This window comes from Jejuia spongiicola (genome assembly GCF_023502325.1).
In the GTDB taxonomy this organism is placed as follows: domain Bacteria; phylum Bacteroidota; class Bacteroidia; order Flavobacteriales; family Flavobacteriaceae; genus Wocania_A; species Wocania_A spongiicola.
This window is the reverse complement of the sequence record NZ_JAMFLZ010000003.1, coordinates 168,449-194,895: the sequence shown is the minus strand read 5'-3', so window position 1 is coordinate 194,895 and position 26,447 is coordinate 168,449. Positions and strand designations below refer to the sequence as shown.

Genomic DNA, 26,447 nt, shown 5'->3' with positions numbered 1-26,447 from the left:
AAAGTTACTTATTTTTAGTTTCTAAGTACAAATACTTTTTTGACATTTGATAATATATATTTGCTATGGACTCCAACTAATCCCTCTTGGTATTAAAACAAAGACTTGAAAAATGCCTTTGCTTTCAAGGTAGGTTTATTTAATATTCCCGCCAACCTCAAGTCCACTTGGAACTTTTTCTGGAATTGTTTTATCAAAACTTTCATCATTCAAAGTGTTTAAAAATGATATAATTAATGACATGTCCTTGACTTTAATCGTTAAGTTTTTCGCTAATGTATCTATGGTATTTTCAGCTACTTTGTTGTTTCTTGACTTGTTAAATGATAAATCCTCATAAAATTCTAACACTCTTTGCAGGCTTGGTAATGTGCCATTATGCATATAAGGTGCAGTAAATCTTAAATTACGCAGTGTAGGCGTACGGAAACTAAATTTATGTTCGAAGCCATCGTCAGCCTTTGAAAGTTTATCATTTTCTGGCACACTTAAAGTATGAACTTTATAATCTGAAAACATGGGTCCGTTATGACAGTTAGCACATCCCACTTTTTTAAAAACTTCAAAACCTTCTCTTTCACCTAGAGAAATACTATTAGTATCACCACGCATATATTTATCAAAACGTGAGTTATTGGTAACCAAAGTTCTTTCATATGTAGCAATAGCTTTCCCTATGTTTTCAATACTAATAGAATTATTCCCTCTAAATGCTTTTTTAAAGAGTTTCTGATATTCAGAAATTTCTTTTATTCTTAAAACTACTTCGTTTAAAATTTCTTCTTCTGTGTAATTTATACCACGCATTTCCTCAAGTGCTTTAATAGGCTCTATAGCCTGTGCCTCCAAACTGTTAACCCTAGAATCCCAAAACATGGGTGCATCTTCTGGATTATAATGTTTTGAAGGAGTTATACCATTAAATGCGGTATTTAAAACGGTGTGTGCATTTCGTTTGACAAAAGGAATATTATTAGGTGTATTAAACTTACGGTTAATACCGAAGCCTTTTCCGTTTGCACCAATGGAAAGATCTCTAAATTCTGCATAGCCATTATTTGGGTGATGACATGTAGCACAAGCTACATCTTTATCGCCTGATAGAATAGGATCGAAAAAAAGTAGTCTTCCTAAGTTAATTTTTTCTTCAGATTGTGGATTATTTACAGGATGTTTTATTTTTAAAGGTAGAGCATTTATACGCGTATCAATTTTTACAACTTCGGTATATACCTCAGTCTTTTTTTTATTTTCAGAATTGCAACTAGTTATAACAAAGGCTAACATTAACAAAAAAGCTTTAAATATTTTTTTATAAATGTGTAACATTTGGTTAAAGGTTTTTTGATAAAGATTCTTTGGCTTCTATAATTTATTCACAACGCTAAACGAAGCTAGCTAATTTTTCCCACAAAAACAATCTTGTTCATCTCTACTTAAAAAAAGTTATTAACTATTGTTTACTGATTTACAAAGGGTTAAGTCACACTCTTTTTTTTGGCACGCTGTTTGTAAATACATAATCGTAACCCTTAAAATTTACAATTATGAAAAAATTAATATTCTTATTAGCTGGTTTAGTCCTTACAGGATTTACTGCTAATGCAACGACAACAAATACAACAGTAAATACTATGTCAACCTTTTATGGTGGCTATAGTAATTCTTTCATTTTTGTAGAAGACGGTATTGAATTTTCAGTATTTCGCGATGGGCAATTCGATTTTAATATCCTAAGAGGGAATTCTCGTTTTAGTGTTTCGGTTGGGTCTCCAAATGCAAATATTAGTTTTAATTCGGGTTACGATTATAACGCTTATGTGCAATATGATGAGTTTGGAGCGATTATTCAAATAGAGAATACTCCTATTTTTTACGATTATTATGGTCGTGTAAACCAAGTAGGTAATGTAAATATTTTTTATAACACTTTTGGTAACATCTCACGAATTGGAAGTTTATATGTACACTATAACCGTTTTAACCGTTACTCACATTTCACAGGATTTATAAACATTTATAATAGAAGTTATATTTACAGACCTTGGCACAGATACTACAGCATTCCATCGTACGATTATTGTGTAGTTTACAACAGACCATACAGACAGTATTATAACCCAATTCGTTATACTTATAACAGACCGTTTTATAATAACTACAGGCCAAGAACTGCTATTGCGACTAGACGCGGGCATAAAGTTTATAGAAATAGAAACTACGCTACTGTAAATAGAAGCGCAAGAAACAAAACACAAATAAACAGACGTGCTAATTCTAGAAGAGATATAGCTCAAGCAAACTCTACAAGAAGAAATAGTTCTGCTGTAAGAAGAAATAGTTCAACTGTAAACAGAAACTCTAGAGCAAATTCTCAGAGAATTAATAGAGAGCCTGCTAGACGTGAAAACACTAGAACAAGTACACCATCTAGAAATAACACACGTGCAAATAATACTAAAAGAACTAGAGAAAGCGTTACTAGAACTAATAGACCAAGTGTAAATAGTACTAGAACAGTAACTAGAAATAGAAATACTTCGGTTACTAGAAAACCAAATAACGCAAACACACGTACATATAATAAAAGACAGAATACAACTAGAAATACTCAACGTGTAGCTACAAGGACTTCTCAAAATAAGCCTAGAGCCACTCAAAGAACTGTCACTAGAACTAGCAAACCTAGATCGACTCAAAGAACAGTTACAAGGTCTACGCAAAGTAAACCTAGAGCAACACAAAGCAGAAGAAGTAATTCTAGTAATAACAATACAAGATCGACTTCAAGAAGAAGATCATAACAATTTTGGTTGGTTAGTTGGAAATCCCCGCGATAAGTTTGCCTCAAAGCAAATTCGTGGGGGTTTCTTTTTTTAGTAAAACTCAATATTTAAAAACTGGAAAACAATGCATTAAATATTGATTATTGAACTAATTCTGAATTTGTTTCAGGTTTTTTTCACAAATAGCAGTTACATAAAATATTTATCGCTTCAACACCTTATCTATAAGTTCTGTTATATTTTCTGAAAATTTGAACAAATAAATAACCACCCCATATAAAATTGCAATAAGTCCCGATTTTAAAATGATATTGACTATAGGGTGAAAAGAAAAATCCCAGAAATAAAACAAAACAATAACCAATGTGATACATAATCCTATTTTAAATGTATTAGCACTAAATGGCAACATATTGAATTTCTTATAAACAAAAACTAGTTTAATTGTATTGTATAAAAAGATAGCTAAAAAAGTTGCTAAAGCAGCTCCGTTAATACCGTAAAGCGGAATGAAAAATATATTTAAAAAAATCATAACTATTACTAGAATTACACCAAAAAACAACACCATTCTGTAATAATCGCTATTAAATAAAATAGCATTATTACTACCTAAAATAGCATCATATAATTTTGCTACACTAATTATAAAAACTACAAAAATCCCGCCATTAAACTCTTCTGGAATTATATTATATAGTTGATTAATATTAAGTACAATCAATAAAAAAATAAAACCACTAACAATAAACAAGTTAAGCGAACTACGCTTGTATAAATCCTTTAAAGAATCAAAATCTTTTTCATTTAAGCATTTAGCAGATAATGGCAATAATATTTGATGCATTGAGCGTTGTGGAACAGCAATAACAGCAGCAATAAAAATTGCAACATTATAGTACGCAATTTGCTCTATTGGAATATAATAACCTAACATCACTTTATCTATATCTAAGAGAATGGTTGCTATTGAACCTGCAATTATTATTAAAAAAGAGTATTTTACTATAGCGCTTAAACCGTTTACTTTTTTAAATGTAATAATTGGAAGTTTCATACTAAAAGCATATAGCAACATGACTATCATCCTTAAAACATAAACAGCAACTAACCCAATCATAAATTGCTCAACATCTACAACTTTAAAATAAAGACAAAACAATAAAACCATGGTTCCTACTCTATGAAAAACTTCTTTCATAAAATTACCAAATACGGTTTGCATTTGCACTTTAGTCCACGCAAAAAATATTTCAAAATAAGCTAAAGCAATTGCTATAAAAATAGTGTGCCATATGTACTTAGTTATAATAGAGTTTTTAATTGATAAGAATTCTCCAATCATTTCATAACAAAAATGGGTTATTACAGTTAGCGGAAAAATGATTGCCAGAGGTAAAAACAGCATAAGTGTTAAAAAGCTATTCAGCGACACACGCGTTTTAAAAGATGAATAAAATTTTACCAACGTGTTATGCACACCAAAAGCCATTAATGGCATTATTACATATGCTAAAGAGAGCATATAACCAACCATACCATAGTATTCGTCGCTTAAAAACTCTGTATACAGAAATAAAGTATTAATTGCACCAATTAAAAACCCTAGATAGGTAGATATTATGTTTTTAAATGATTGTGATGCAACAATTCCCATTATATTAATTTAGATAAGGATTCGGTTAACGATTTTCTACTATACTTTTGTAATCCAATAGCATGAGATTGTAATGTTTTATTCTGAAATGCTTTATAGTGATTTAATATAGTCGATTTTAACAATTCGTAATCATTATAATAAAAGTAATTCCCTGTATTAGTTTCTTTTATAATTTTTTCAATATCTGAGCCTTTCGGGCCTAAAGCAATAATTGGCCTATTAGAAACCATATACTCAAATAGTTTTCCAGGAATAATGCATTTTGTTTCCTCAGAATCGATTTCAATCAATAATAGTATTTGTGATTTTTTTTGATATTTTATTGATTCATTATGAGAAATATATCCTACATTATTTATATAATTACTTAAATTATTATTATCTATTGAATTAAGCACATCTTGACTTACTGCACCAACGAAATTCAACTGAAAACCCTTAGCAAAACCTTCGTTAGCTTCAATTAAATCACTTAAAACTTTCCATAAAATTTCTGGATTCCTTTTAGATAATAAAGACCCTATATGAGCTATTGAAAACTTAGAGTCTAATTCTATCTTTTCAACAGGTTCATAATCATATCCATTAGTTATAACTTCAATAGGTTTCTTTGTTAAACTTTCAAACTCTTTTTTAGTTACAGAACTCGTTACGATAATTTGATCAGCAGTATTTAAAACTTGCTTTTCGAGCCTTTTATGTTTTTGTTGAGCCTTTTTTGTTAGTTTTAATTGTTTATGATACCCAATAGTTGTCCAAGGGTCTCTAAAATCTGCTAACCATCTAACCTCTAATCTCTCTTTTAACTGCAAGCCAATAAGATGCAAGCTATGTGGCGGGCCAGTAGTAATAATAGTATCTATATCGTTTTCAGAAATATAGTTTGATAGGTAAGACACAGAAGGTTTTACCCAACCTTTACGAGCATCTGGTATAAAATAATTACCGCGAATGTAAAGCATTGCTTTCTCAATAAAACTCTGTTTATTTTTTTCTGAAATAATACCCTTACTTATTGTCTTAGATGATTTTTTCGAAAATAACCCCGCTAGTTTATAAGGCTCTTTTATGGGATGTTTTATAATTTTCAAACTATCTGAAACTTCAGATACTAAACTCTCATCAACCAAAGGATAATTAGGGTTTTCTGGAATATAAACTATAGGTTCAACATTAAATTGAGGCAAATATTTAACAAACTTCAACCAACGTTGAACTCCTGGACCCCCAGCTGGCGGCCAATAATATGTTATAATGAGTGCTTTTTTACGCACTTTCTCGTCGTTTTTTCTTAAACTCGTAAAATAATCCTCCTAAAAGCAATAATCCAAAAAAGATAGAGCTCGCTAGAGCAATACTACTTCCTGTTTTTACAACATCTGGATCAAACTTAAATTCAATAACATGCTTTCCAGCCGGAACCTCCATACCTCGAAGCGTATAATTAACACGCATATGCATCGTTTCTTTTCCATCTACCATTGTTTTCCAGCCATTACCGTAATACACCTCTGAAAACACTGCAAACCCGTCATTTGAATTGTTTGATTCGTATTTTAAATAATTAGGAGTTACTTTTTTCAAAGCTATTGATGCTAAAGAATCCAATTTAAAGCTATCATTAAAATTTGAAACTGGAATTCTAATATCAATTAAAGCTTGTTTCTTATTGTTCAAGCTATCTAAAAGCTTAATTTCTTCATCAGCCGATGACACTCCAATTAGTTTTTCTACAAACCAAGCATTTCCATTAGCTTCTTCGTTTGTGTAAGGCACAATGTTACCGTTATCATCTTGAATAATGATATACTTAGTATTTAGCATATTAAGCACATTAATGTTGTTTTTAGCAATATAAAAATCAAACAACTCTCGGTATCGTTTTAATTCAGCAGCATTATAGCCATTTAGCGAATTGTGGTAATACGATGGTTTTGACGGCCCTGAAACCAAATCAAACACTCTAAAATACGTTGTATCTTTTAATATTTCCTTATCAGCTTCATTCATCTGAAAAGGCTTATTAACTTGCATCGCAGAAACAAAATCATCATTATTTACATAACGTTTATCTACACCAATTAAATCAAAAAGAATAAGAGCTGCAAAAGCGAGCATAACCCATTTTTCTTTTAGTTTTTCTTTTAAAAACATAAAAATTAAGCCCGCTGAAAGCAATACTAGTATAAGCGTTCTAATGGTATCATTAGTAAACAACACTTTTCTATCCTCCTTGATAGCATCAATAAAAGCTTGCCCATAATTCTGACGATAAAATCCATCATTAACACCAGCAAAATCAAAAGATGATTTAAAAAATAAAAACAGAATAGCTACCCCTCCAGTTATTATTGCAGTAAATTTTAAAGCCTTTAGTTTCTCTTCTTTCTTTTCAAAATCATTAAACAACCTTACAAGCCCAAAAATTGCAAGAGCAGGAATACACAGTTCTAAAATAACTTGTATAGAGCTTACTGCTCTAAACTTATTGTAAAACGGGACATAATCAATAAAAAAGTCCGTTAAAAATGCAAATGGCTGATTCTTCCCATAAGACAGTAGTAATGATAGAATTGTTCCGCCAATTAACCACCATTTTATGCGTCCTTTAACCAAAAACAAAGCAAAAACAAACAAAAACAAGACAACTGCTCCAATATAAGCAGGAGCTTCTACAATAGGCTGAGCTCCCCAGTACATTGGTGCTCGCTTTGATTCTTGCAAAGCTTGACTTGGAGATGCGCCTAACTTCCTAAAAGCTTCGTATGTTGCAGAATCCTTACCTACATCTTCTCCATTACCTCCCCCCATTAATCGTGGGATGTATAGATTAAACGTTTCTAAAATACCGTAACTAAATTGAGTAATATAATCCTTATCTAAACCAGATGTCACCTCCTTTGCTGATCCATCAGCATTTATAGTCAACTCACTTTTTCCTCGTGTACTTTCTTTAACATATTCTTTTGTAGCTAAAATCCCTGTAGCATTTAAGGCTAATGAAAGAAATACCGCAGCAAACAAAATTCCAACTGATTTAAAGTAATGAGCCAGTATTTTCTTTTTATAAGCATCAATTAAGTACGCGATTCCTAAAACAATAACTAATAATAGCAAATAATAGGTCATCTGAAAATGATTTGACACAATTTCTAAGCCCATCGCTACTACCGTTAGCAAAAACCCAAAAATATATTTTTTTCTAAAGGTTAAAATAACACCACTTAAAACTAAGGGCATATAAGCTATTGCATGAGCTTTACTATTATGTCCAACACCAAGAATGATTATTAAATAGGTAGAAAACCCAAAAGCAATTGCCCCAATGGCTGCAAGTTTAAAATCAACTTTTAAAACTAGGAGAAGCACATAAAAGCTTAGCAAATACAAGAAAAGATAGTCGGCTGGTCGTGGTAAAAAACGTAATGCTAAATCTAACTTTTTAATATAATTATGAGAGTATTTAGCGCCTAATTGATAGGTAGGCATTCCACCAAAAGCACTATTTGTCCAATAAGTTTCCTCTCCAGTTTTGGCGCTAAAGTCTTTTTGTTGCTTACTCATGCCAATATATTGCACGATGTCGCTTTGCAAAATCTGTTTTCCTTTTAAAACTGGGCTAAAATATGCTAAAGACAATATTACAAACCCTACTAAAACTAATAAGTGTGGAAGTACTTTTTTTAATGAAAACTGCATGAATATGTATTAAAAACAATAGTTGTGAAAATAAACATAATTTTTGAAACCCAACTTATATTTATTTTAGATTCCTATTTTCATTTAAATAGGAGAATTGTAACATATAAAATAATTAGGCTTTGAGTTTTTTGTAAAGAATATTAAGAAAAAGAGCTTCTAAAATATTAGTCTATTTCCTCATAATCTACATAATCACCAACATCTTTATTCGAGGTTTTAGTGTTTGGCATTTTATCAATACTTACTTCCCCTTCTTTTTTTGGTTTTTCTTGTTGCCGCCCTTGAAATTGTCCAAATTGATCTCCAAACCGTTGCTCAGCTTTTTTTGCAACATATTTAACTAAAAATGGTGCAAATAATCGTGCTAATATTTTAATTCCAAAATAAATTAGCATAATGATTAGTATCATTTTTACTAATCCTACAACAGATGCATACTGTAACATAAAAAAATATTTTATACAAAAATACAATTCTAAACACTTAAAAAACGTTCAAAAATGATAAAAAAAGTATAAAATATCTATATTTGAGCATCCTATTAAAGATTTATTATAAAAGTAATGAGCATCCTTAAACTATAGATACGTAAAAAAATATTCATTATGAGCCCAATCAAATCTACTTTAATTTTATTGCTAAGCTTAATTAGTACACATGCGTTTAGTCAATATACAGATGTTATTAATTCGAATAGACCAGGTACTTCTCGCAGTGCATTTTCAGTAGGCACAAACGTTGCACAATTTGAAGTTGGTCCTTATATCCTAAAAGAAAAAAGAACACCAGCTACTGCTTTTGAAGTTTCTGGCTTTGGAATAGACTTTGCTGCTAGATACGGTTTGCTTTGGGAAGAATTAGAGTTAAATCTTGAAGGCTCTTATCAAAACGATACCAAAACATATACCTCGAATTTAGCTGCTGAAGATTCGCGTTCAAATTTTAAATTTTTAAGTGTTGGCGCAAAATATTTGGTTTACGACCCCTATAAAAATTCTGAAGAAGATAAGCCAAATTTATATAGTTGGAAGGCAAATCATCGCTTTAAGTGGAAATCATTAATTCCAGCAGTATCAGTTTATTTAGGTGCAAATTATGACACCAAACAAAACCCTTATACAGCTCCAGGAATTGAAGGTTTTAGCCCTAAAGTAATGGTCGCTACACAAAACAATTTTGCTGGTGGGTGGGTAATGGTTTTAAATTTAATTAAAGATAGAATTGGTACCGACCAATCAGATTTTCAATATATTTTCACTTTAACACACTCTTTTAACCCTAAATGGGTAATTTTTGGTGAAGCACAAGGTATAAAAAGTGATTTTTACGCAGATAATCTTTTTAGATTTGGTGGCGCATATTTATGGGGAAAAGACTTTCAGTTAGACACAGCACTTACGTTTAACACTAAAGATACACCCTCAGTTTTTAGTGTAAACTTTGGAGCATCTTATAGATTAGATTTTCACAAAGACAAAGAAATAGACAACGGAAACTCGGCAGAAGAAGAATCAAAAAGAAAATCGAGAGGTAAGAAAAGTAGAAAAAACAAAGATGAAGAAGACGATGAACCAAAGAAAAAGCAAAAAAGAAAAGACAACGATTTTGATAACTAAAACTAATCAAAATCCATCATAATTATATGATTAAACTTAAAGAAGTAACCACCAAAAAAGACTTAAAAACATTTGTAAAGTTTCCTTTTAAACTTTACAAGGGCTCAAAATATTGGGTCCCTCCTATTATCTCTGAAGAAATAAGATCATTAGACAAAAAAGTAAACCCAGCTTTCAAAGATGCAGATGCGCGCTTTTTTTTAGCGTATAGAAACAATGAAGTTATAGGCAGAATTGCTTGCGTTATCAATTGGATTGAAGTTAATAAACAAAACCAAAAGAAAATGCGTTTTGGATGGTTTGATGTTATAGATGATATTAAAGTTACCCAAACATTATTAGAAAAAGTTAATGAAATTGGACAAGCTAATAATTTAGAATTTATTGAAGGCCCTGTTGGTTTCTCTAATTTAGATAAAGTTGGAGTGTTAACTCATGGTTTCGATCAAATAGGCAGTATGATTACATGGCATAATCACCCGTATTATGCAACTCATTTTGAAAAACTGGGATATACTGTTGCTAAAACATACTCAGAAAACAAAATGGAGTTTAAAAATATTCTTCCTATATATTTTTCTAAAATACAAGATTTAATAAAGAGGCGTTACCACTTAAAAGCTTTAAACTTTACTAAGAATAAGGATATTATGCCATATACTGATGAAATGTTTGAGGTTTTCTCAAAATCACACGCTACTCTTTCTTCTTTCGTAGAAATAAACCAAGAGCAAAAGGCATACTTTAAGAAGAAATTTATTGGATTTCTAAATCCTGAATATGTAAAGTTTGTATTAGACAAAAATGATAAACTCATTGGTTTTGGAATAGTAACCCCATCATATGCTGAAGCGTTACAAAAAATGAATGGCAAATTGTTTCCTTTTGGAATAAGACATTTGCTACATGCCAAAAAACATGCTAAAACTGTGACTTTTTATTTGATTGGAGTTTTGCCTGAATATCAAAACAAAGGGATTACAGCCATAATTTTCAATGAATTTCATAAAACATTTTCTGAAAAAGGTATAGAATTATGTATTAGAGGTCCAGAGTTAGATGACAATGAAGCTATCCATAAATTATGGAAGAATTTCAAACCAGTGACTCATAAAAGGCGCTGCACCTTTAGAAAAGATATTGCATAAAAAAAATCCGATTCTTATAAAATCGGATTTTTTTATATTACTATATATTTTTAACTACTCACCCATTGCAGCCATTACTGCAGCAGATAAACGTTTATATGTTCCGTTTTCTAATCGGTCTCTTATAGCATCAAAAGCATCTAAAGTTTCTTCTACATCTTTTAATGTATGAGTAGCTGTAGGTATCATCCTTAGCAAAATTAATCCTTTAGGTATAACAGGGTAAACTACTATAGAACAGAATATTCCGTAATTTTCACGTAAATCTCTAACTAAGGCCATAGCCTCAGGAATACTACCTTTTAAATACACAGGTGTTACACAGCTTTGTGTTGTTCCTATATTGAAACCACGCTCTTTTAAACCAGACTGCAATGCATCAACAATAGTCCATAGATTCTGCTTTAATTCTGGCATTGTACGTAACATGTCCAAACGCTTCAATGCACCTACAACTAGTTGCATTTGTAAAGATTTAGCAAACATTTGCGAACGCAAATTATACTTTAAATAATCTATAATTTCTTGGTCTGCAGCAATAAAAGCACCAGTACTAGCCATAGATTTTGCGAATGTCGCAAAATACACATCAATATCATCTTGAACACCTTGTTCTTCTCCTGCTCCCGCTCCTGTAGCTCCTAAAGTTCCAAAGCCATGAGCATCATCAACAAATAATCTGAAATTAAATTTCTTTTTAAGTTCAACTATTTCTTTTAAACGCCCCTGTTCTCCACGCATTCCAAACACACCTTCAGAGATAACTAAAATACCCCCTCCTGTTTGCTCAGCCATTTTGGTGGCACGTTCTAAGTTTTTTTCTAAACTCTCAACATCATTGTGCTTATATGTAAATCGTTTACCCATATGCAAACGAACACCGTCAATAATACAAGCATGTGCATCAACATCATAAACTATAATATCATCTTTAGAAACTAAAGCATCAATTGTAGAGACCATACCCTGATAGCCAAAATTTAAAAGATATGCTGCTTCTTTTTTTACGAAAGACGCTAATTCGTCTTGAAGCTTTTCATGCAAATCTGTATGTCCAGACATCATTCTAGCTCCCATTGGATATGCCGACCCATAATCTGCCGCTGCTTGGGCATCTACTTTACGAACTTCTGGATGATTTGCTAAACCTAAGTAATCATTAATACTCCAAGTGATAACATCTTTTCCTTGAAATTTCATACGATTAGAAATCTCTCCTTCTAATTTCGGAAACACGAAATATCCTTCAGCCTGAGAAGCCCATTTACCTAATGGCCCTTTATCTTTATAAATCTTTTCGAATAAATCTTTCATTTATTATAAATCTTTTGCTATCAAAAACGAACTTGCATATCACACAAAAGTGTATACAATTACTGTTTTTAGTTCTTTAGTTAGTAGCTGCAAAATTAAATATTTAAATTGTTTGTACATAATTTTTAGGCTTCAATTATTTATAAAACAAAAAAAGAGCCTTATTTTTAAAAATAAAGCTCTTTTTATATCTTTTAATATTCTACTTTATATACTGTATAGTTTCGGCTGCTTCTTCATTAATGCTATCAAAAAAGCCTTGTTCTTTCATCCATTTATCACTGTAAACCTTGCTCATATAGCGAGATCCATGATCTGGGAATATAATTACAATATTATCTCCCTCCTTAAATTCATTATTTTCTCCTAATTGAGCAACCGCTTGCATTGCTGCACCTGAAGTGTAACCTACAAATAACCCTTCGGTTTTAGCTATTAACCTTGCTGTATGCGCACTTTCTTCATCTGTGACTTTAACAAACTCATCAATAACATCAAAATTTGTTGCTGTAGGAATTAAATTTTTCCCTAAACCTTCAATTCTGTAAGGATAAATTTCTTTTTCGTCAAATTCTCTAGTTTCGTGATATTTTTTAATAACTGAACCAAAAGCATCAACACCAATAACTTTAATGCTAGAGTTTTGTTCTTTTAGATATTTTGCAGTTCCAGAAATAGTTCCTCCAGTACCACTACAAGCTATTAAATGTGTGATTTTACCTTCGGTTTGATTCCAAATTTCTGGACCAGTAGAATTATAATGCGCATCAATGTTTAACTCATTGAAGTACTGATTAATATATACTGAACCATTTATTTCTTCATGTAAACGCTTTGCAACTTGATAGTATGATCTAGGATCATCTGCACTAACATGTGCTGGACAAACATAAACCTTTGCCCCCATAGTTTTTAGCATGTCAATTTTATCAGCAGAAGATTTTGAGCTAACTGCCAAAACACATTCATAGCCTTTTATAATACTAACCATAGCTATACTAAAACCTGTATTACCAGAGGTGGTTTCTATAATAGTATCGCCTGGAGAAAGAATCCCCTTCCTCTCTGCCTCTTCTATAATGTGTAATGCTATTCTATCCTTTGAAGAATTACCGGGATTAAAGGCTTCAACTTTAGCAAAGAAGTTTCCTTTAAATTTTGAAGTTATTTTATTAAGTCTAATAAGCGGTGTATTGCCTACTAAGTCTAATACATTATCAAAAACTTGATTGTTGTGTTTCATAAATGCTTTTTATAAGCTACCATCAATATTACTAAAAATATTTGTAACTCAAAACTTGGCAAAAATAAGTAAATTTTTTATCATGCACTAATTCCTTCTAAATCTAATATAAAGGCATATTCTAAAGCTACTTCTTTTAGGCTTTCAAAGCGCCCTGATGCTCCTCCATGGCCAGAGTCCATATCAGTATGTAATAATAGTTTGTTATTGTCTTTTTTTAACTCTCTTAGTTTCGCTACCCATTTTGCTGGTTCCCAGTATTGCACTTGGGAATCGTGTAAACCTGTTGTTACTAACATGTTTGGATATGTTTTGGCTTCCACATTATCATATGGAGAATACGATTTCATATAACTATAATATTCCTTTTCATTAGGATTTCCCCATTCATCATATTCACCTGTAGTTAGTGGAATTGTATCATCTAGCATTGTAGTTACTACATCTACAAATGGAACTGCAGCTAGAATACCATGATATAATTCTGGATTCATGTTAATTACAACTCCCATAAGCAACCCCCCTGCAGATCCGCCGTAAGCGTATAAATGCTTATTTGAAGTGTAATTTTGCTCAATTAAATATTTTGAACAGTCGATAAAATCTGTAAACGTATTTTTTTTCGCTAAAAGCTTTCCGTTTTCGTACCAGTCTCTACCTAAATACTCTCCGCCTCTAATATGTGCGATAGCATAAATAAAACCTCTATCTAACAAGCTTAATCTAATTGTAGAAAAAGAAGGATCGACAGTAGAGCCATAAGAACCATAAGCATATTGAAGCAGCGGGTTACTCCCATTCAGCTTCATTCCTTTTTTATAAACTAATGATATAGGCACTTTTACACCATCTCTAGCTGTAGCCCAAATTCGTTTACATTCATAATTTTCTTTATTAAAGTTTTCATCTAAAACTTCTTGTTCTTTCTTTATTTCGCTTTGTTGATCTTTTAAGTTATAATCAATAATAGAATTAGGATTAGTCAGCGAACTAAACCCATAACGTAGTACATCACTATTAAAATCTGGATTATTGCCAATATAAGTGGTATAGGTATCCGAATTAAATGGTAAATAGTAGTCTTCGCTTCCATCCCATTTAATTATGCGAAGTCTATTTAGCCCGTTTTCACGTTCATTAACAACCAAATAATCTTTAAAAATCTCAATATCTTCAATTAAAACATCTTTTCTATGAGGTATGACATCAACCCAATTTTCTTTTTCAGTTGTTGTTTCATTCGTTTTTAAAAGTTTAAAATTAGTAGCCTTATCACAATTTGAAATAATATAGAAAACACCATTGTAATGCGCTATTGAATATTCTAAATCACGCTCCCTAGGTTGAAATACTTTAAAATCTGCATCTGGAGTATCAGCATTTAAAATTCTATATTCTGAACTTAAAGTACTTGAGGATCCAATAACTATGTACTTTCTAGATTTTGATTTATAAACAAAGGTGTTGAAAGTCTCATCAACTTCATGAAAAACTTCAATATCTTCCTTTGTTTCCGTATGCAATTTATGTCTAAAAATTTTGTGTGACCGCAAAGTCACTTCATCTTTCATAGCATAAAACAAGGTTTTATTATCGTTTGCCCATGTAACACTTCCTGTGGTGTTTAAAATTTTATCGGTATAAATTTCTCCTGTTTCTAAATTTTTAATTTGAATGGTATATTGTCTTCTACTTACTGTATCTGTTGAAAAAGCTGCTAGTTTATTATCAGGACTTATCGCAATACTACCTAAATTAAAATAAGCAACATTTTTAGCCATCTCATTACAATCAAACAAAATTTCTTCTGTATCCTCTAAAGTTCCTTTTTTTCTTGAATATATAGGGTAATCATTACCTTTTTCAAAACGTGTTAAATACCAATAGCCATCAAGCTTGTAAGGTACACTAGTATCATCCTCTTTAATACGCCCCTTCATTTCTTTGAATAGTTTTTTTTGAAAACTTTCTGTGTGTTGCATAACATCTTTAGTGTATGCATTTTCGGTATTCAAATAATCAATTACTTCTGGATTTTCTTTATTGTTCAGCCAATAATAATTATCTATTCTTGTATCATTATGAATAGTTAATGCCTTTGATATTTTTTTAGCTATTGGAGTTTGAATTGCTTGTTTCAAATGAAGATATATTTATTCTTGAATTTAAGGCTTCAAAAATAGAAAAATTAAATAGCTTTGTATTGAATTAAAAATTATAAAATTATGTTTGGAGATATGATGGGTATGATGGGTAAACTTAAAGAGACCCAGAAAAAAGTGGAAGACACTAAAAAACGTTTAGACACAGTTTTAGTTGATGAATCTAGTAACGATAATAAACTTAAAGTAACACTTACTGCCAATAGAACAATTAAATCTATAGAAGTTGCAGATGAATTGCTTGAAGATAAAGAACAACTTGAAGACTACCTTATTTTAACATTAAATAAAGCTATTGAAAAGGCCACCAGTATTAATGAAGCTGAATTAGCTGCCGTTGCTAAAGAGGGCATGCCTAATATTCCTGGAATGGATATGTTTAAGTAGTTAAAAATAAATCCATAAAACTATTAATTTTTGAAGCACTTATAAATACATATTCAATTAGTCCATAAGGTTATCTAAAGCTGTTTTCATCCCTTTATTTATTATGGCTTCTAGATTTACAGTAGTGGTTTCCAAAAAACCATCAAACTGTGTTAAATCCACTTCCCAAAAACCTATGTTTTGAAGAGTAGCTTTTATAATAAGTGATAGATCATTTGTTTTCCATTGTCTATTAAAAAACTCTAGTACTTCTTGATTATCATTTAATAGAATTTTTTCACCGTCTCTATCTCCTTTATAAAACGCAATTAAAGCTGCTAATGAAAACAATAATCGCTTTGGTAATCTATTGTTTCGTTTAATATATTCTAAAATTGAAGGTAATACTCGAGTTTTAAATTTTGATATTGAATTTAACGATATACTCATCAGCTCATGCTCTAAATATGGGTTTTTGAAACGATTTAAGACATCGTTGGCGAATTGATTTAATTCTTCTTCAGGTAAATCTAAAGTAGGAGAAATTTCATCAAAAATGGTTTCTGTTAAATATTTACCTATAGTTTTATCCTCTATAGATTCTCTTACTTTATTAATACCATATAAATAACCAATAGGAACAAGTACTGTATGAGCTCCATTTAAAATACGGACTTTCCTTATCCTATAGGGTTCTAAATTATTGGTAAATACGACATTTAACCCACAAATTTCAGCTGGAAGTTCTTCTTTAACGCATTCTGGTCCTTCAATTACCCACAAATAGAATTGTTCTCCTTCTACAACCAATTCATCTCTATAACCCAACGTTTTTGTAATACTATCTATTTTTTCTTTTGGATAACCAGATACAATTCTATCTACTAATGTATTACAGAAAATATTATCTTTACTAATCCACTCAGCAAATGCATTGTCTAAATTCCAATCTTTAGCATATTGAAGAATTATTTCTTTTAGATTATCACCGTTTTTTTCAATTAATTCACATGGAATTATTATTAAACCTTGCTCTGGCGCTCCTTCGAAAAACTGAAATCTTTTATATAAAAGTGCTGTTAATTTACCTGGAAAGCTCCTTTGCGGCGTATCATTTAATTTATCCTTAACATTATAAATAATTCCAGCTTCTGTTGTATTAGAAATTACAAAGCGTAAGTTCGAGTTTTTGGCAATAGCTAAATAGTCTTCATGGTTTTTATATGGATTTATAGCACGTTGAATACAATCAATAACAGTATGTTCGCTAGTTGCTTTTCCATTTTTAATTCCGTTTAAGTATAAAGTATACAATCCATCTTGATTGTTTAATGTTTCTATTGACCCTTTCTCTCTAGGCTTTATTACCACTACACCAGAATCAAAATTTGCTTTATGATTCATTTCGTGAATCATCCAATTTGCGAAGGCTCTTAAAAAATTTCCTTGTCCAAACTGCAAAATTCTTTCAGGATATAATTTAGTAGATATTTCACTTCTATTTAGCAATTTCATTATTTATGTTTTAATCAGATTTAATCATTACTAAATAGTTATTTACTTCTTAAAAATTAATTATAGCTTTTATAACGCCGGTTTCTGGGTTAAGCCAACTATCAAAATTTTCTATCATTTTAGTGAATGAAACATTATGAGTAATATACGACGCCGTTGGAAATTGATTTAACACACTTATTACATATTCAAAATCTTCTTTGGTAGCATTACGGCTGCACATCAAAGTCATTTCCTTTGCGTGTATTTTTGGATGATTATAAACTAACTCTCCTTTGGACAAACCAACTAATATAAAACGCCCTCCATGAGACATATAGTCAGGGCAAGTTTCTAACGCAAATTTATTACCAGAGGCGTCAAATACTACTGAGCACAATTCTCCTCCCGTAATTTCTGAAATTTCTTTTACCGTATTATCTCCAGCTTTCACCTTATAATCTACTCCTATTTTTTCTTTGGCATACTCTAAACGCTGTTCATTTATATCGACAGCAATCACTTTTGCTCCTGCTATTTGAGCTAGTTTCATAATACCAATACCTATTGGACCGCAACCAACAACAGTAACTATTTCTCCTTGCTTAACACCTGCTCTTCTTAAAGCATGAGCTCCAATAGCCAAAGGTTCTACAATGCTTATTTCATCATATGTTAATTGATTTGCAGGTAACAAAATATCTATTGGTACCGCAATTTGCTCTTGCATACCCCCATCTCCATGCACGCCTAAAACATTAATATTTATGCAACAGTTTGTTTTATCATTTCTACAAGCAATACAGTTACCACAACTTATATAAGGCATAACCACAACTTTATCTCCAATTTTAATTCCTTGACTATTTTCACCAATGTCCAGTACTTTTGATGCTAGCTCATGCCCCAAAACTCTTGGATAAGTAAAAAATGCTTGATTTCCAGAATATGCGTGTAAATCTGTACCACAAATACCTACCTTTTTAATTTTTAGTAACGCTTCATTTGCTTTTTTAATAGGAACTTCTCTTTCTTTTAAAATAAACTCCCCTGGTTTTTCGCAAACAATATATTTCATATTATTATTACTCTTTATCATATAATAATTAATTACCAATATTATGTTGGCTTCTACAAAATTAAACCAAAGTCAATTAGTTACCACTGAATTATTTGCCACCACTAATACTTTATTTGCGATACTAGACTAATAAAACTATTTAATGATAATTTTTATTAAATTTAGAGCTTCGTACACTTACTTTTCATGAAATTACATTTATTAAATAGAGACAGTTTACTTAATTCTTCTTTTAAGGTAGAAAAGCATTCTTATACTAGCTTTTTAAAAGTATGGCATTATCATCCAGAATTAGAATTGGTATTATCACAAAAAGGAAGCGGAACCAGGTTTGTTGGAGATAATATAGAGCAATTTAACGAAGGGGATATAGTTTTAATTGGAAAAAACTTACCACACATGTGGTTAAGTGAAAAAAATCATTCTAAAGTGTCTCCAAAATTAGTTTCTGAATCTATAGTATTTCATTTTAAAGAAGACTTTTTAGGTTCTAATTTTTTTGACAGCCCAGAAATGATTCCAATAGCAAAACTTCTTGAAAGATCTAAACATGGAATTAAATTTATAAATACAGACAAAAAAATTACTCAACTAATTAAAAAAGCATTAGAAAAAAAAGGTTTTAATAAAACAATAAAGTTTCTTAAAATTTTAAACTTATTAGCTAAGCATTCTGACTATAAACTATTAGCCAGTAAAGGATATATTAGCTCTGATACTATACAAGAGTATAATTCTTTAACAAAAGTATATGAATATATATTTGAAAACTTTAAGTCAAAAATTGACTTAGATAGTATTGCACAAATAGCCCATATGAACCCTTCTTCGTTTAGTCGATGTTTTAAACGTTTAAATAATAAAACTTTTTCTAAATACCTTAATGAAATTAGAATTGGTTATGCTTGTAAGTTATTAATGGAAGAAAAATATAATATTACATATATCTGCTTTGAATCTGGGTATAATAATCTTTCTAATTTCAACAGGCAATTTAAATTAATAACTGGCACTACTCCTAGTGGCTACATAGCTTTAAGAAAAGGTAACAGCAATAATATGAATTAACAAATCTAAAGATTATATTTTTACTTAGCCTTGAAAATATTAAGAACCGTTTTATGCATTTCATTACTGTAATCTAAATGTGTAACCATACGCAGTTTGCCTCCGCCCATACCTATAATATGTACATTTTTATCAGCTAATTGTTTCACAAAAGCAGTTTCATCAATACCTTCATTCAATTCAAAAATAACAATATTGGTTTCAATAGACTCAACTGTTTTAACTACTGGTAATTTTTTTAGCTCCTCACCTATTTCTTTGGCCTTTTTATGATCTTCTTTCAGTCTTTCCATATTATTATCCAAAGCATATAAACCCGCCGCAGCTAAATAGCCCACTTGCCTCATTCCACCACCAAAAATCTTTCTAATCCTTATAGCGTTACTCATAATAGCCTCATCTCCAATTAAAACTGATCCTATTGGGCAACCTAAACCTTTGCTTAAGCATACCGAAATAGTATCAAACACTTCACCGTATTGTTTTGGAGTTTCATTTTTTGCGACCAAAGCATTCCATATGCGAGCTCCATCTAAATGAAAACCAAGTTTTTGTTCATCACAAACTCCTTTAATTTTTAAAATTTCATTAAAATCCCAACAAGCACCACCTCCTTTGTTAGTCGTATTTTCTATTGCTACCAAGCTCGTTAGTGGGCTATGATAAAAATCTGGAGGATTAATAGCGTCTAAAACTTGATTTACTGAAAACATACCACGATTACCATCTATTAATTTACAAGACACACCACTGTTAAATGATGCGCCACCACCTTCATAATTATAAATATGCGCGTATTTATCACAAATAACTTGGTCTCCAGGGTTGGTATGTAGTTTTATTGCTGCTTGATTTGCCATACTTCCTGTTGGAAAAAATAATGCTTTTTCTTTTCCAAACATATCAGCAATACGCTCTTCTAAGGCATTAACTGTTGGGTCTTCTTTATATACATCGTCACCAACTTGGGCTTGCATCATAGTGTTTAACATGCCTTTTGTTGGTTTGGTAACGGTATCGCTTCTTAGATCTATTGTCATTTTTTGCATTTCATCTTTAATAATATGAATTTAAACTATTTAGCGAATAAAAAAACACACTTAACTAGTTTTTTTTAAAAGCCTATAAATTACAAGTATTTTCGTGTTAAATAGCTATTAATCTAAAATATACAAATTATGAAAAAAAACATTTCAATTTTATTGGGGGTGTGTCTTCTTTTTGTGTCTTGCCAGACCGAAAAATTGGATACAACAGAAAATGCTGTATTAGAAAGCACAAGTGTTAGCTCAAATAAAAATGGAGCTAAAAAGCTAAAAGAGCCTAAAGTTATAAAAGAATGTAAAGTAATAGATTTAGATCGTTGTGATTTAAATCTAACTTCAAATTTTTGGTGGCCTAACCAGCCAACTGCTTGGACGAATGGACTATTCACTTCATCTGATGCTCATCAAATGTCTTTCTTAGAGTATGACAATGGCACAGCTAACATAAAAGGTTCTGCAGTTATGGGGACTTGTGTCATTGAAGTTGATGTTTGGTTAACAGATAAAAAGGATTGGACTACTTTCAGTGCTGATGGAGGTGATTTTAAGGATGAAGAAAATGATTGTACCAATGTGGTAAAAGAAGATTTACATTATTATGTAATTGACTCATCAAAAAGTACTATTACTGCAACTGGAGGCGATTGTTTAGAAGAAGGCACGTTTGGGGTAGAACAAAGACCAGATCCAAATGATGATACAACGCCGCATCTAGGAGTTATTGTTGGTCCTGGAGCAGGTTTATTTGATGATTCAGATCCGCTTGCTTATGGCCTAAGCACATGGGGTTGGTTACTTAATGATGCTGGTGAACGTTCATGGATATTCGATTTTAATTTCAATCTTGAGTGTGAAGATGAATGTGATACTGCTTTTGCTAAAGGAAATACAGATGCTGGCGAAGGTGATGATTCTACATGCTTTTTAGAAGATGGATTTAATAGATGGGGCTGGACAATAGGTCCTCTTTCTGAAGGCGAATACACCTATGATGTATACGCTGGCGCAGGCCAATGCGATACTGACAAAGGGGAATTGGTAGGTACAGCCACTGTTAAATATGATAGTGGAGATGTTACGGTAACTTATGATATAGATGAAGATTATACTGTAAGTGAAACACATACATATGCTGGAAACGATCCTTATCCGACTAAAAATGGATCAGATACAGTAGCTCCTGGTCAATATACTATAACGCCAAATTTATCAGGTGATATATATGTAATTGCTCACGCAGTAGTATGTGAAAAATAATAACTTAGTAAATTACTATTAAAAAAGCCAGAGAAGTTTTCTCTGGCTTTTTATTTTATAATAAATTATTTTACCTACAATTTATACTTTTTTGTACAGCTGCTTTTAAAATATCTGATGTTGGTTTTTCAAATTTTCTTGCAAACAATTTATCGGAGGTTGAAATTTTTTCAAAATCGCTGAGATTCAGTATGGCGGGAGAAGGATTGTGTTTACCAACACGATCAGGGTTCCAATCTATATACCTTAAATTATTGTTAATGATTTGTTTCGAAAATGCAGAATTCATTATAACTGTTTGAAAATATATTTCTTCAGGGCAAAAAGTATATTTAAGCCTGTTAAATAAGTACGATTTTTTACTGGTATAATCTACAACGTATTGTAATACCCCTCTAGATAGACTCCACCAAGTAGATCCTCCATACAACTTGGGGGTTTTATTTGTAATTGATCTCTTTACATGTAACTTCTTTTGGAGATTAACAAACTTCCACATCCATTTTATATGCTTTTTTGCATTTAAGACATCATACAAATGATAATAAGTTACCCTGTCTAATCCTCCGTTTTCATTTCCCCAACCTTTTGTAGGAATTTCAAAATATTCTAAAAACCCTTTTGCTTTAGAGTCGTCTATCATTTTTTTAAATTGTATGATATTTTTTATTGGAAAATCTTGCCCGCTAATCAAATGAAAATATTGTATGTCCTTATTTTTTAATGCAGCTCCTCCTAAAAATAAAATACTCTTTAAATGATTCAAACCACCCCAGTTTACAACAAATTTTTGTGACACCATCTTAACATACACATTGGTTTGTAATTCTTTATAAATCTTTTGAGGTATTTTGCTTTTCTTGTCAATATGTATGTATATATAAAAGCTATCATCAAAAAAATCAATTATATCAACCAAATGTGCAAAGTTTTTATAAGCTGTAATTAATATCGCTTGCTTCATACTATTAATGAGTTATTTGGTAAAAAAATTTCTATCTTTCCTAAGATTATACGCTAAGGTATTTAGCCTAGTTTAGCATAAATTTTGTGCAATTTCGCTAAAATAAATAATAACGTTTTATGATTTAAAGCATAGGTTAACAGCTTGTATTTAAAACTTTTATATTCTTCCCTTACAAATGAATCTATAGGGTAAGCTCCAATCTTTTCTAACTCAAATAGTTTTTCTTCAATTGTTTTTATACTAAAATCTGCTTTAATCATTTTGATTATAGTGAAAAAAGTAAAAGCATCTCTTCTAAATTTAAAATTATCAGCTATCTCTTTCTTATGCTTAATAGAAAATCCATCTAATGCCTTTATTAAGTTATTTAAGTCATTAATTAAAGCCATAAAGTATAGTACAATTTTTCTTTTATATACTTTGTTCTCGCTACGCATAGTAGATTCTGGAGATTGAAAATATCTATAAATGACAACAGGGGAATAAGCAACCTTTTTGGCATATAAAAATAATCGTAATGTAAAAACTACGTCACCATCATAGTCTCCTTCACTAAAAGCTAGCTTATGTTTATGTAAGAAATCTTTACGCACTAAATACCACCAAATCTCTATTCGAAGATTTATATTTTCCTTAAGAAACTGATCTCCAGAAATTATTTTTGGTAGCTCCATTTCCTGAAAAGTTTCATTTAAATTAAATAAAGCTGCTTTTTTAGTTACTAAAGTATTAAACCCCATAATGTCTATCTCGTTTTGTGTTGCAAATTTAAGCACATCACTCAAAGAATTATAAGCAATATAGTCATCAGCATCCATAAAATAAATGTAAGTCCCTTTTGCTAGCTTTAATAACTTATTCCTAGTCGATATGACGCCTTCATTTTTATGAGAATACAAAAAGACATTATCATGTGTTTTTATAAATTCTTCAACTTTATTTTTACTAGTATCGTTTGACCCATCATTGAATACTAACACTTCATAATCTTGCTTCGAAATATTTTGATTCATCAAACTCTCTAAGCATCTTTCAATAAAAGATTCTGCATTGTACATAGGGATTAAAATACTTAATCTCATCATTCATTTATATTTAATCAAACAAGCTTTATTATATTGAGTCTATACAGATATCTTAGTGGATATAATAAAATAAAAAAAAGGAATTTACTATTAAAAACATTAGAGGTAATCACAAATTTTCGTTTAGAATACTCCTCTCCTATAAAATCAGTTAATGGGTAAGCTTCAATTTTTTTGAAATTATTTAAAATATTATTGATTGCATAAATTGAAACATTTGACTTTATTAATTTATAAAACATGAAATACACATTAACTTGACTTCTATATTTTACATTATTAATAACCTTCAATAATTTTGGGTCCTTCTTTTTTGATAGTTCAACAATGATTGAATTGAATTTATGAATTAAATAAACATAATCCTCAATCATCTTTTTTAAATGTTCTAGACTATCATTATTCATAATTGAGTTAGATACTTTAACATATCTATGAACATCTAATGGTAAACTAATAACTGTTTTTGCTTGTAAAAACAAAGAAAATGTAAATGGTCCATCTTCCATATAGCGTCCTTCAACAAATTTAAGCTTCGTTTTAATTAAAAAATCTCGCTTTATAATATACCACCAAACAGTAATTCTATGAAACTTAGTTTTAGATAAAAAATCTATTCCATTATAAATTTTAACATCTTTTATTTCTTCTGTTGTTTTAGTGTTAAATAAATTCAGCTTTTCGGTTAGAGAAGATTCAAAACATATTAATTCCAAATCATATATATCTAAATAGTTTAAAACAATATTTAATGTACTGTAAGCCAGATAATCATCTGCATCTATAAAATATATATAATCTCCTTTTGCTAAACTAATTCCTACATTACGTGTAGCGCCAAGTCCAATATTGTGTTGACTATATATAGTAATATTAGTATGTTTTTTTTTAAAAGTTTCAGCAATCATTACCCCTGTATCATTAGAACCATCGTCAATCAAAATAATTTCATAATCTCTCTCTTTTATATTTTGGTTAACTAAGCTATTTATACACCTTTCAATATGATTTTCAGCATTATAAAATGGAACAATTATACTTAACTTCATATTTTTAATTAAAACGTTAAAACTACCTGAAAAGGGTTTGAAAAATTAATGCCAATTAATTAGTAAATACAATAATGATTTTATTCTAAATTTAAAGAAGCTTAATTAATTTAAATCTATACAGTATACGGAAAGGGTATAAAAGAAAATAAAAAAGGTATTTTTGGTTAAAAATAAAAGACATAATTGCTATTTTTTTATGCGTATAGACTTCTCTTATTGAACTTGTTAAAGGGTACATATCTATCGCTTTAAGGTTGATTAGAATTCTATCAATTTTCTTTATTGATATTTTCGATTTTATAATTTTAAAAAACATAAGAAATATGCTTTCCTCACTTTTAAACTTTATTTTTTTTATAATTCTGTCTGTACCTGTAGCGTTTTTTTTTGATATTTCTTCAATAAGTAAATCAAATCTGAATATTAAGCTAATATAATCTTCAATAAGCTTTAGTAAATGTTCTTGAGTTTCATTATTCATTATAGAATCAGGTGTTTTAACATATCTATGTACATCCATTGGATAAAACAGTGCCCTTTTAGCTTCCATAAAAATTTTAAAACTAAAAATAGCATCTTCCATAAACCTACCCTCTTCAAATTTAAGGTTGGTTTTTAGCAAAAAATCTCGCTTAATAATATACCACCAAGCTTCTAACCTGTGATTATTACATTTAAATAAATAATCTGAGCCACTCAAAACTAAATAATCAATTAATGTATTTTGGGTTTTTGAACTAAATAAATTTAACTCACCTGTAACCTGTGTATTAAAACCCAAAATTTCGATATCATTTTCTATTGCACAATTTAATATATTTCCAAAAGTATTGTAGGCTATATAATCATCAACATCAATAAAATAAATATAATCTCCTTTAGCCAATTGCATTCCTCTATTTCTTGTAGCTCCCAAACCAATATTAGGTTGACTATAAAGCTTTATATTAGCATGCTTATTAATAAACGATTCAACAATATCTTTACCATTATCTATAGAGCCATCATCTATCATTAATATTTCATAATCATTACTATTTATGTCCTGATTTATTAAACTATACAGGCATCTCTCTATATACAGTTCTGCATTATAAAACGGGACAACTATACTTAATTTCATAATATAAAATATAATCACTAAAATAATAAGAACAACCAATTAGAGAAACAATTAATAGATTAAAAGCTTATTTATGCTTCAAAATATTAATTAAACACAAAATTATGTTTATTTTAATGGCAGTATTTATTTCAGGTAAATTAAACAACAAACCATTCGTTTAATATATAATACTAATAAAAAACACAATCTTATTTTTCAAATACAATTCAAAGAATATATGCAAAGTTTATTTACTTATCAATACAGAGTTTCTAAACAAATAACACTGATTATT

At 30.3% G+C, this 26,447-nt stretch carries 21 protein-coding genes; 6 read left to right on the top strand and 15 right to left on the bottom strand.

The annotated features are described in order from the left end of the window. Positions 1 to 135 precede the first annotated feature (135 nt). The gene (locus M3P09_RS08110) at positions 136 to 1,287 is read right to left on the bottom strand and encodes a cytochrome-c peroxidase (RefSeq protein ID WP_249972728.1); all 1,152 of its coding nucleotides are present in this window, start codon (positions 1,285 to 1,287) and stop codon (positions 136 to 138) included. A gap of 260 nt (positions 1,288 to 1,547) precedes the next feature. Between M3P09_RS08110 and M3P09_RS08105 the strand changes: the two genes are divergently transcribed. Continuing rightward, positions 1,548 to 2,804, top strand: coding sequence for a hypothetical protein (locus tag M3P09_RS08105; RefSeq protein WP_249972727.1), 1,257 nt, complete (start codon positions 1,548 to 1,550; stop codon positions 2,802 to 2,804). Positions 2,805 to 2,988: 184 nt separating this feature from the next. On the opposite strand, the gene M3P09_RS08100 is transcribed toward M3P09_RS08105, so the two are convergent. The 4 genes from M3P09_RS08100 to M3P09_RS08085 form a co-directional block, all read right to left on the bottom strand. Continuing rightward, positions 2,989 to 4,443 carry an oligosaccharide flippase family protein gene (locus M3P09_RS08100; protein ID WP_249972726.1) on the bottom strand — a complete coding sequence of 485 codons (1,455 nt, stop codon included), beginning with the start codon at positions 4,441 to 4,443 and terminating at the stop codon, positions 2,989 to 2,991. Next, positions 4,443 to 5,720 carry a glycosyltransferase family 4 protein gene (locus M3P09_RS08095; RefSeq protein WP_249972725.1) on the bottom strand — a complete coding sequence of 426 codons (1,278 nt, stop codon included), beginning with the start codon at positions 5,718 to 5,720 and terminating at the stop codon, positions 4,443 to 4,445. The genes M3P09_RS08100 and M3P09_RS08095 overlap by 1 nt, the downstream gene beginning before the upstream one ends. Continuing rightward, positions 5,713 to 8,145 carry a YfhO family protein gene (locus tag M3P09_RS08090; protein ID WP_249972724.1) on the bottom strand — a complete coding sequence of 811 codons (2,433 nt, stop codon included), beginning with the start codon at positions 8,143 to 8,145 and terminating at the stop codon, positions 5,713 to 5,715. Before M3P09_RS08090 ends, M3P09_RS08095 begins: the two co-directional genes overlap by 8 nt. Positions 8,146 to 8,312: 167 nt before the next feature. After that, positions 8,313 to 8,594 (bottom strand): DUF4834 family protein, encoded by a 282-nt coding sequence (locus M3P09_RS08085; RefSeq protein ID WP_099565789.1) that lies wholly within the window; start codon positions 8,592 to 8,594, stop codon positions 8,313 to 8,315. Between the two features lie 159 nt (positions 8,595 to 8,753). Here M3P09_RS08085 and M3P09_RS08080 point away from each other — a divergent pair, with 159 nt between their 5' ends. Next, on the top strand, positions 8,754 to 9,764 hold the full coding sequence (locus M3P09_RS08080; RefSeq protein ID WP_249972723.1) for a transporter: 1,011 nt from the start codon (positions 8,754 to 8,756) through the stop codon (positions 9,762 to 9,764). Between the two features lie 26 nt (positions 9,765 to 9,790). Next, complete coding sequence (locus M3P09_RS08075) at positions 9,791 to 10,912, top strand: GNAT family N-acetyltransferase (RefSeq protein ID WP_249972722.1); 1,122 nt, start codon at positions 9,791 to 9,793, stop codon at positions 10,910 to 10,912. Between the two features lie 54 nt (positions 10,913 to 10,966). On the opposite strand, the gene capB is transcribed toward M3P09_RS08075, so the two are convergent. From capB to M3P09_RS08060, 3 genes are all read right to left on the bottom strand, one after another. Beyond that, a complete protein-coding gene (capB, locus tag M3P09_RS08070; protein ID WP_099565786.1) occupies positions 10,967 to 12,226 on the bottom strand; it encodes a cysteate-C-fatty acyltransferase in 1,260 nt (419 codons plus the stop codon). 202 nt (positions 12,227 to 12,428) lie between these two features. Beyond that, positions 12,429 to 13,469 (bottom strand): cysteate synthase, encoded by a 1,041-nt coding sequence (capA, locus tag M3P09_RS08065; RefSeq protein ID WP_249972721.1) that lies wholly within the window; start codon positions 13,467 to 13,469, stop codon positions 12,429 to 12,431. An 80-nt stretch (positions 13,470 to 13,549) separates the two neighbouring features. Next, the gene (locus M3P09_RS08060) at positions 13,550 to 15,610 is read right to left on the bottom strand and encodes a S9 family peptidase (protein ID WP_249972720.1); all 2,061 of its coding nucleotides are present in this window, start codon (positions 15,608 to 15,610) and stop codon (positions 13,550 to 13,552) included. 84 nt (positions 15,611 to 15,694) lie between these two features. Between M3P09_RS08060 and M3P09_RS08055 the strand changes: the two genes are divergently transcribed. Continuing rightward, the gene (locus M3P09_RS08055) at positions 15,695 to 16,018 is read left to right on the top strand and encodes a YbaB/EbfC family nucleoid-associated protein (RefSeq protein WP_099565784.1); all 324 of its coding nucleotides are present in this window, start codon (positions 15,695 to 15,697) and stop codon (positions 16,016 to 16,018) included. A gap of 57 nt (positions 16,019 to 16,075) precedes the next feature. Here the strand turns inward: M3P09_RS08055 and M3P09_RS08050 are convergent, their stop codons facing one another. Both M3P09_RS08050 and M3P09_RS08045 read right to left on the bottom strand, forming a co-directional pair. Next, the gene (locus tag M3P09_RS08050) at positions 16,076 to 17,512 is read right to left on the bottom strand and encodes a tagaturonate reductase (RefSeq protein ID WP_249972719.1); all 1,437 of its coding nucleotides are present in this window, start codon (positions 17,510 to 17,512) and stop codon (positions 16,076 to 16,078) included. A 49-nt stretch (positions 17,513 to 17,561) separates the two neighbouring features. Beyond that, positions 17,562 to 18,569 (bottom strand): zinc-binding alcohol dehydrogenase family protein, encoded by a 1,008-nt coding sequence (locus M3P09_RS08045; protein ID WP_249972718.1) that lies wholly within the window; start codon positions 18,567 to 18,569, stop codon positions 17,562 to 17,564. Between the two features lie 189 nt (positions 18,570 to 18,758). Here M3P09_RS08045 and M3P09_RS08040 point away from each other — a divergent pair, with 189 nt between their 5' ends. Continuing rightward, a complete protein-coding gene (locus M3P09_RS08040) occupies positions 18,759 to 19,640 on the top strand; it encodes an AraC family transcriptional regulator (protein ID WP_099565782.1) in 882 nt (293 codons plus the stop codon). Positions 19,641 to 19,660: 20 nt separating this feature from the next. Here the strand turns inward: M3P09_RS08040 and M3P09_RS08035 are convergent, their stop codons facing one another. Beyond that, complete coding sequence (locus M3P09_RS08035) at positions 19,661 to 20,680, bottom strand: threonine aldolase family protein (RefSeq protein ID WP_249972717.1); 1,020 nt, start codon at positions 20,678 to 20,680, stop codon at positions 19,661 to 19,663. Positions 20,681 to 20,818: 138 nt separating this feature from the next. On the opposite strand from M3P09_RS08035, the gene M3P09_RS08030 reads away from it, so the two are divergent. Then, positions 20,819 to 21,943 carry a hypothetical protein gene (locus M3P09_RS08030; RefSeq protein ID WP_249972716.1) on the top strand — a complete coding sequence of 375 codons (1,125 nt, stop codon included), beginning with the start codon at positions 20,819 to 20,821 and terminating at the stop codon, positions 21,941 to 21,943. Between the two features lie 70 nt (positions 21,944 to 22,013). Here the strand turns inward: M3P09_RS08030 and M3P09_RS08025 are convergent, their stop codons facing one another. From M3P09_RS08025 to M3P09_RS08010, 4 genes are all read right to left on the bottom strand, one after another. Next, complete coding sequence (locus M3P09_RS08025) at positions 22,014 to 22,907, bottom strand: beta-1,6-N-acetylglucosaminyltransferase (protein ID WP_249972715.1); 894 nt, start codon at positions 22,905 to 22,907, stop codon at positions 22,014 to 22,016. 62 nt (positions 22,908 to 22,969) lie between these two features. Further along, positions 22,970 to 23,995, bottom strand: a complete 1,026-nt coding sequence (locus tag M3P09_RS08020) for a glycosyltransferase (RefSeq protein ID WP_249972714.1) — start codon at positions 23,993 to 23,995, stop codon at positions 22,970 to 22,972. A gap of 14 nt (positions 23,996 to 24,009) precedes the next feature. Next, complete coding sequence (locus tag M3P09_RS08015) at positions 24,010 to 25,044, bottom strand: glycosyltransferase (RefSeq protein WP_249972713.1); 1,035 nt, start codon at positions 25,042 to 25,044, stop codon at positions 24,010 to 24,012. Between the two features lie 91 nt (positions 25,045 to 25,135). Next, positions 25,136 to 26,170, bottom strand: a complete 1,035-nt coding sequence (locus M3P09_RS08010; protein WP_249972712.1) for a glycosyltransferase — start codon at positions 26,168 to 26,170, stop codon at positions 25,136 to 25,138. Positions 26,171 to 26,447: the final 277 nt, after the last annotated feature.

Excerpts from the sequence above, each read along its gene's own strand:
- M3P09_RS08110 (WP_249972728.1), bottom strand. The coding sequence starts at position 1,287 with ATGTTAGCCTTTGTTATAACTAGTTGCAATTCTGAAAATAAAAAAAAG.
- M3P09_RS08105 (WP_249972727.1), top strand. The coding sequence starts at position 1,548 with ATGAAAAAATTAATATTCTTATTAGCTGGTTTAGTCCTTACAGGATTT.
- M3P09_RS08100 (WP_249972726.1), bottom strand. The coding sequence starts at position 4,443 with ATGGGAATTGTTGCATCACAATCATTTAAAAACATAATATCTACCTAT.
- M3P09_RS08090 (WP_249972724.1), bottom strand. The coding sequence starts at position 8,145 with ATGCAGTTTTCATTAAAAAAAGTACTTCCACACTTATTAGTTTTAGTA.
- M3P09_RS08085 (WP_099565789.1), bottom strand. The coding sequence starts at position 8,594 with ATGTTACAGTATGCATCTGTTGTAGGATTAGTAAAAATGATACTAATC.
- M3P09_RS08080 (WP_249972723.1), top strand. The coding sequence starts at position 8,754 with ATGAGCCCAATCAAATCTACTTTAATTTTATTGCTAAGCTTAATTAGT.
- M3P09_RS08075 (WP_249972722.1), top strand. The coding sequence starts at position 9,791 with ATGATTAAACTTAAAGAAGTAACCACCAAAAAAGACTTAAAAACATTT.
- capB (WP_099565786.1), bottom strand. The coding sequence starts at position 12,226 with ATGAAAGATTTATTCGAAAAGATTTATAAAGATAAAGGGCCATTAGGT.
- capA (WP_249972721.1), bottom strand. The coding sequence starts at position 13,469 with ATGAAACACAACAATCAAGTTTTTGATAATGTATTAGACTTAGTAGGC.
- M3P09_RS08055 (WP_099565784.1), top strand. The coding sequence starts at position 15,695 with ATGTTTGGAGATATGATGGGTATGATGGGTAAACTTAAAGAGACCCAG.
- M3P09_RS08050 (WP_249972719.1), bottom strand. The coding sequence starts at position 17,512 with ATGAAATTGCTAAATAGAAGTGAAATATCTACTAAATTATATCCTGAA.
- M3P09_RS08045 (WP_249972718.1), bottom strand. The coding sequence starts at position 18,569 with ATGAAATATATTGTTTGCGAAAAACCAGGGGAGTTTATTTTAAAAGAA.
- M3P09_RS08040 (WP_099565782.1), top strand. The coding sequence starts at position 18,759 with ATGAAATTACATTTATTAAATAGAGACAGTTTACTTAATTCTTCTTTT.
- M3P09_RS08035 (WP_249972717.1), bottom strand. The coding sequence starts at position 20,680 with ATGACAATAGATCTAAGAAGCGATACCGTTACCAAACCAACAAAAGGC.
- M3P09_RS08030 (WP_249972716.1), top strand. The coding sequence starts at position 20,819 with ATGAAAAAAAACATTTCAATTTTATTGGGGGTGTGTCTTCTTTTTGTG.
- M3P09_RS08025 (WP_249972715.1), bottom strand. The coding sequence starts at position 22,907 with ATGAAGCAAGCGATATTAATTACAGCTTATAAAAACTTTGCACATTTG.
- M3P09_RS08020 (WP_249972714.1), bottom strand. The coding sequence starts at position 23,995 with ATGATGAGATTAAGTATTTTAATCCCTATGTACAATGCAGAATCTTTT.
- M3P09_RS08015 (WP_249972713.1), bottom strand. The coding sequence starts at position 25,044 with ATGAAGTTAAGTATAATTGTTCCATTTTATAATGCTGAAAATCATATT.
- M3P09_RS08010 (WP_249972712.1), bottom strand. The coding sequence starts at position 26,170 with ATGAAATTAAGTATAGTTGTCCCGTTTTATAATGCAGAACTGTATATA.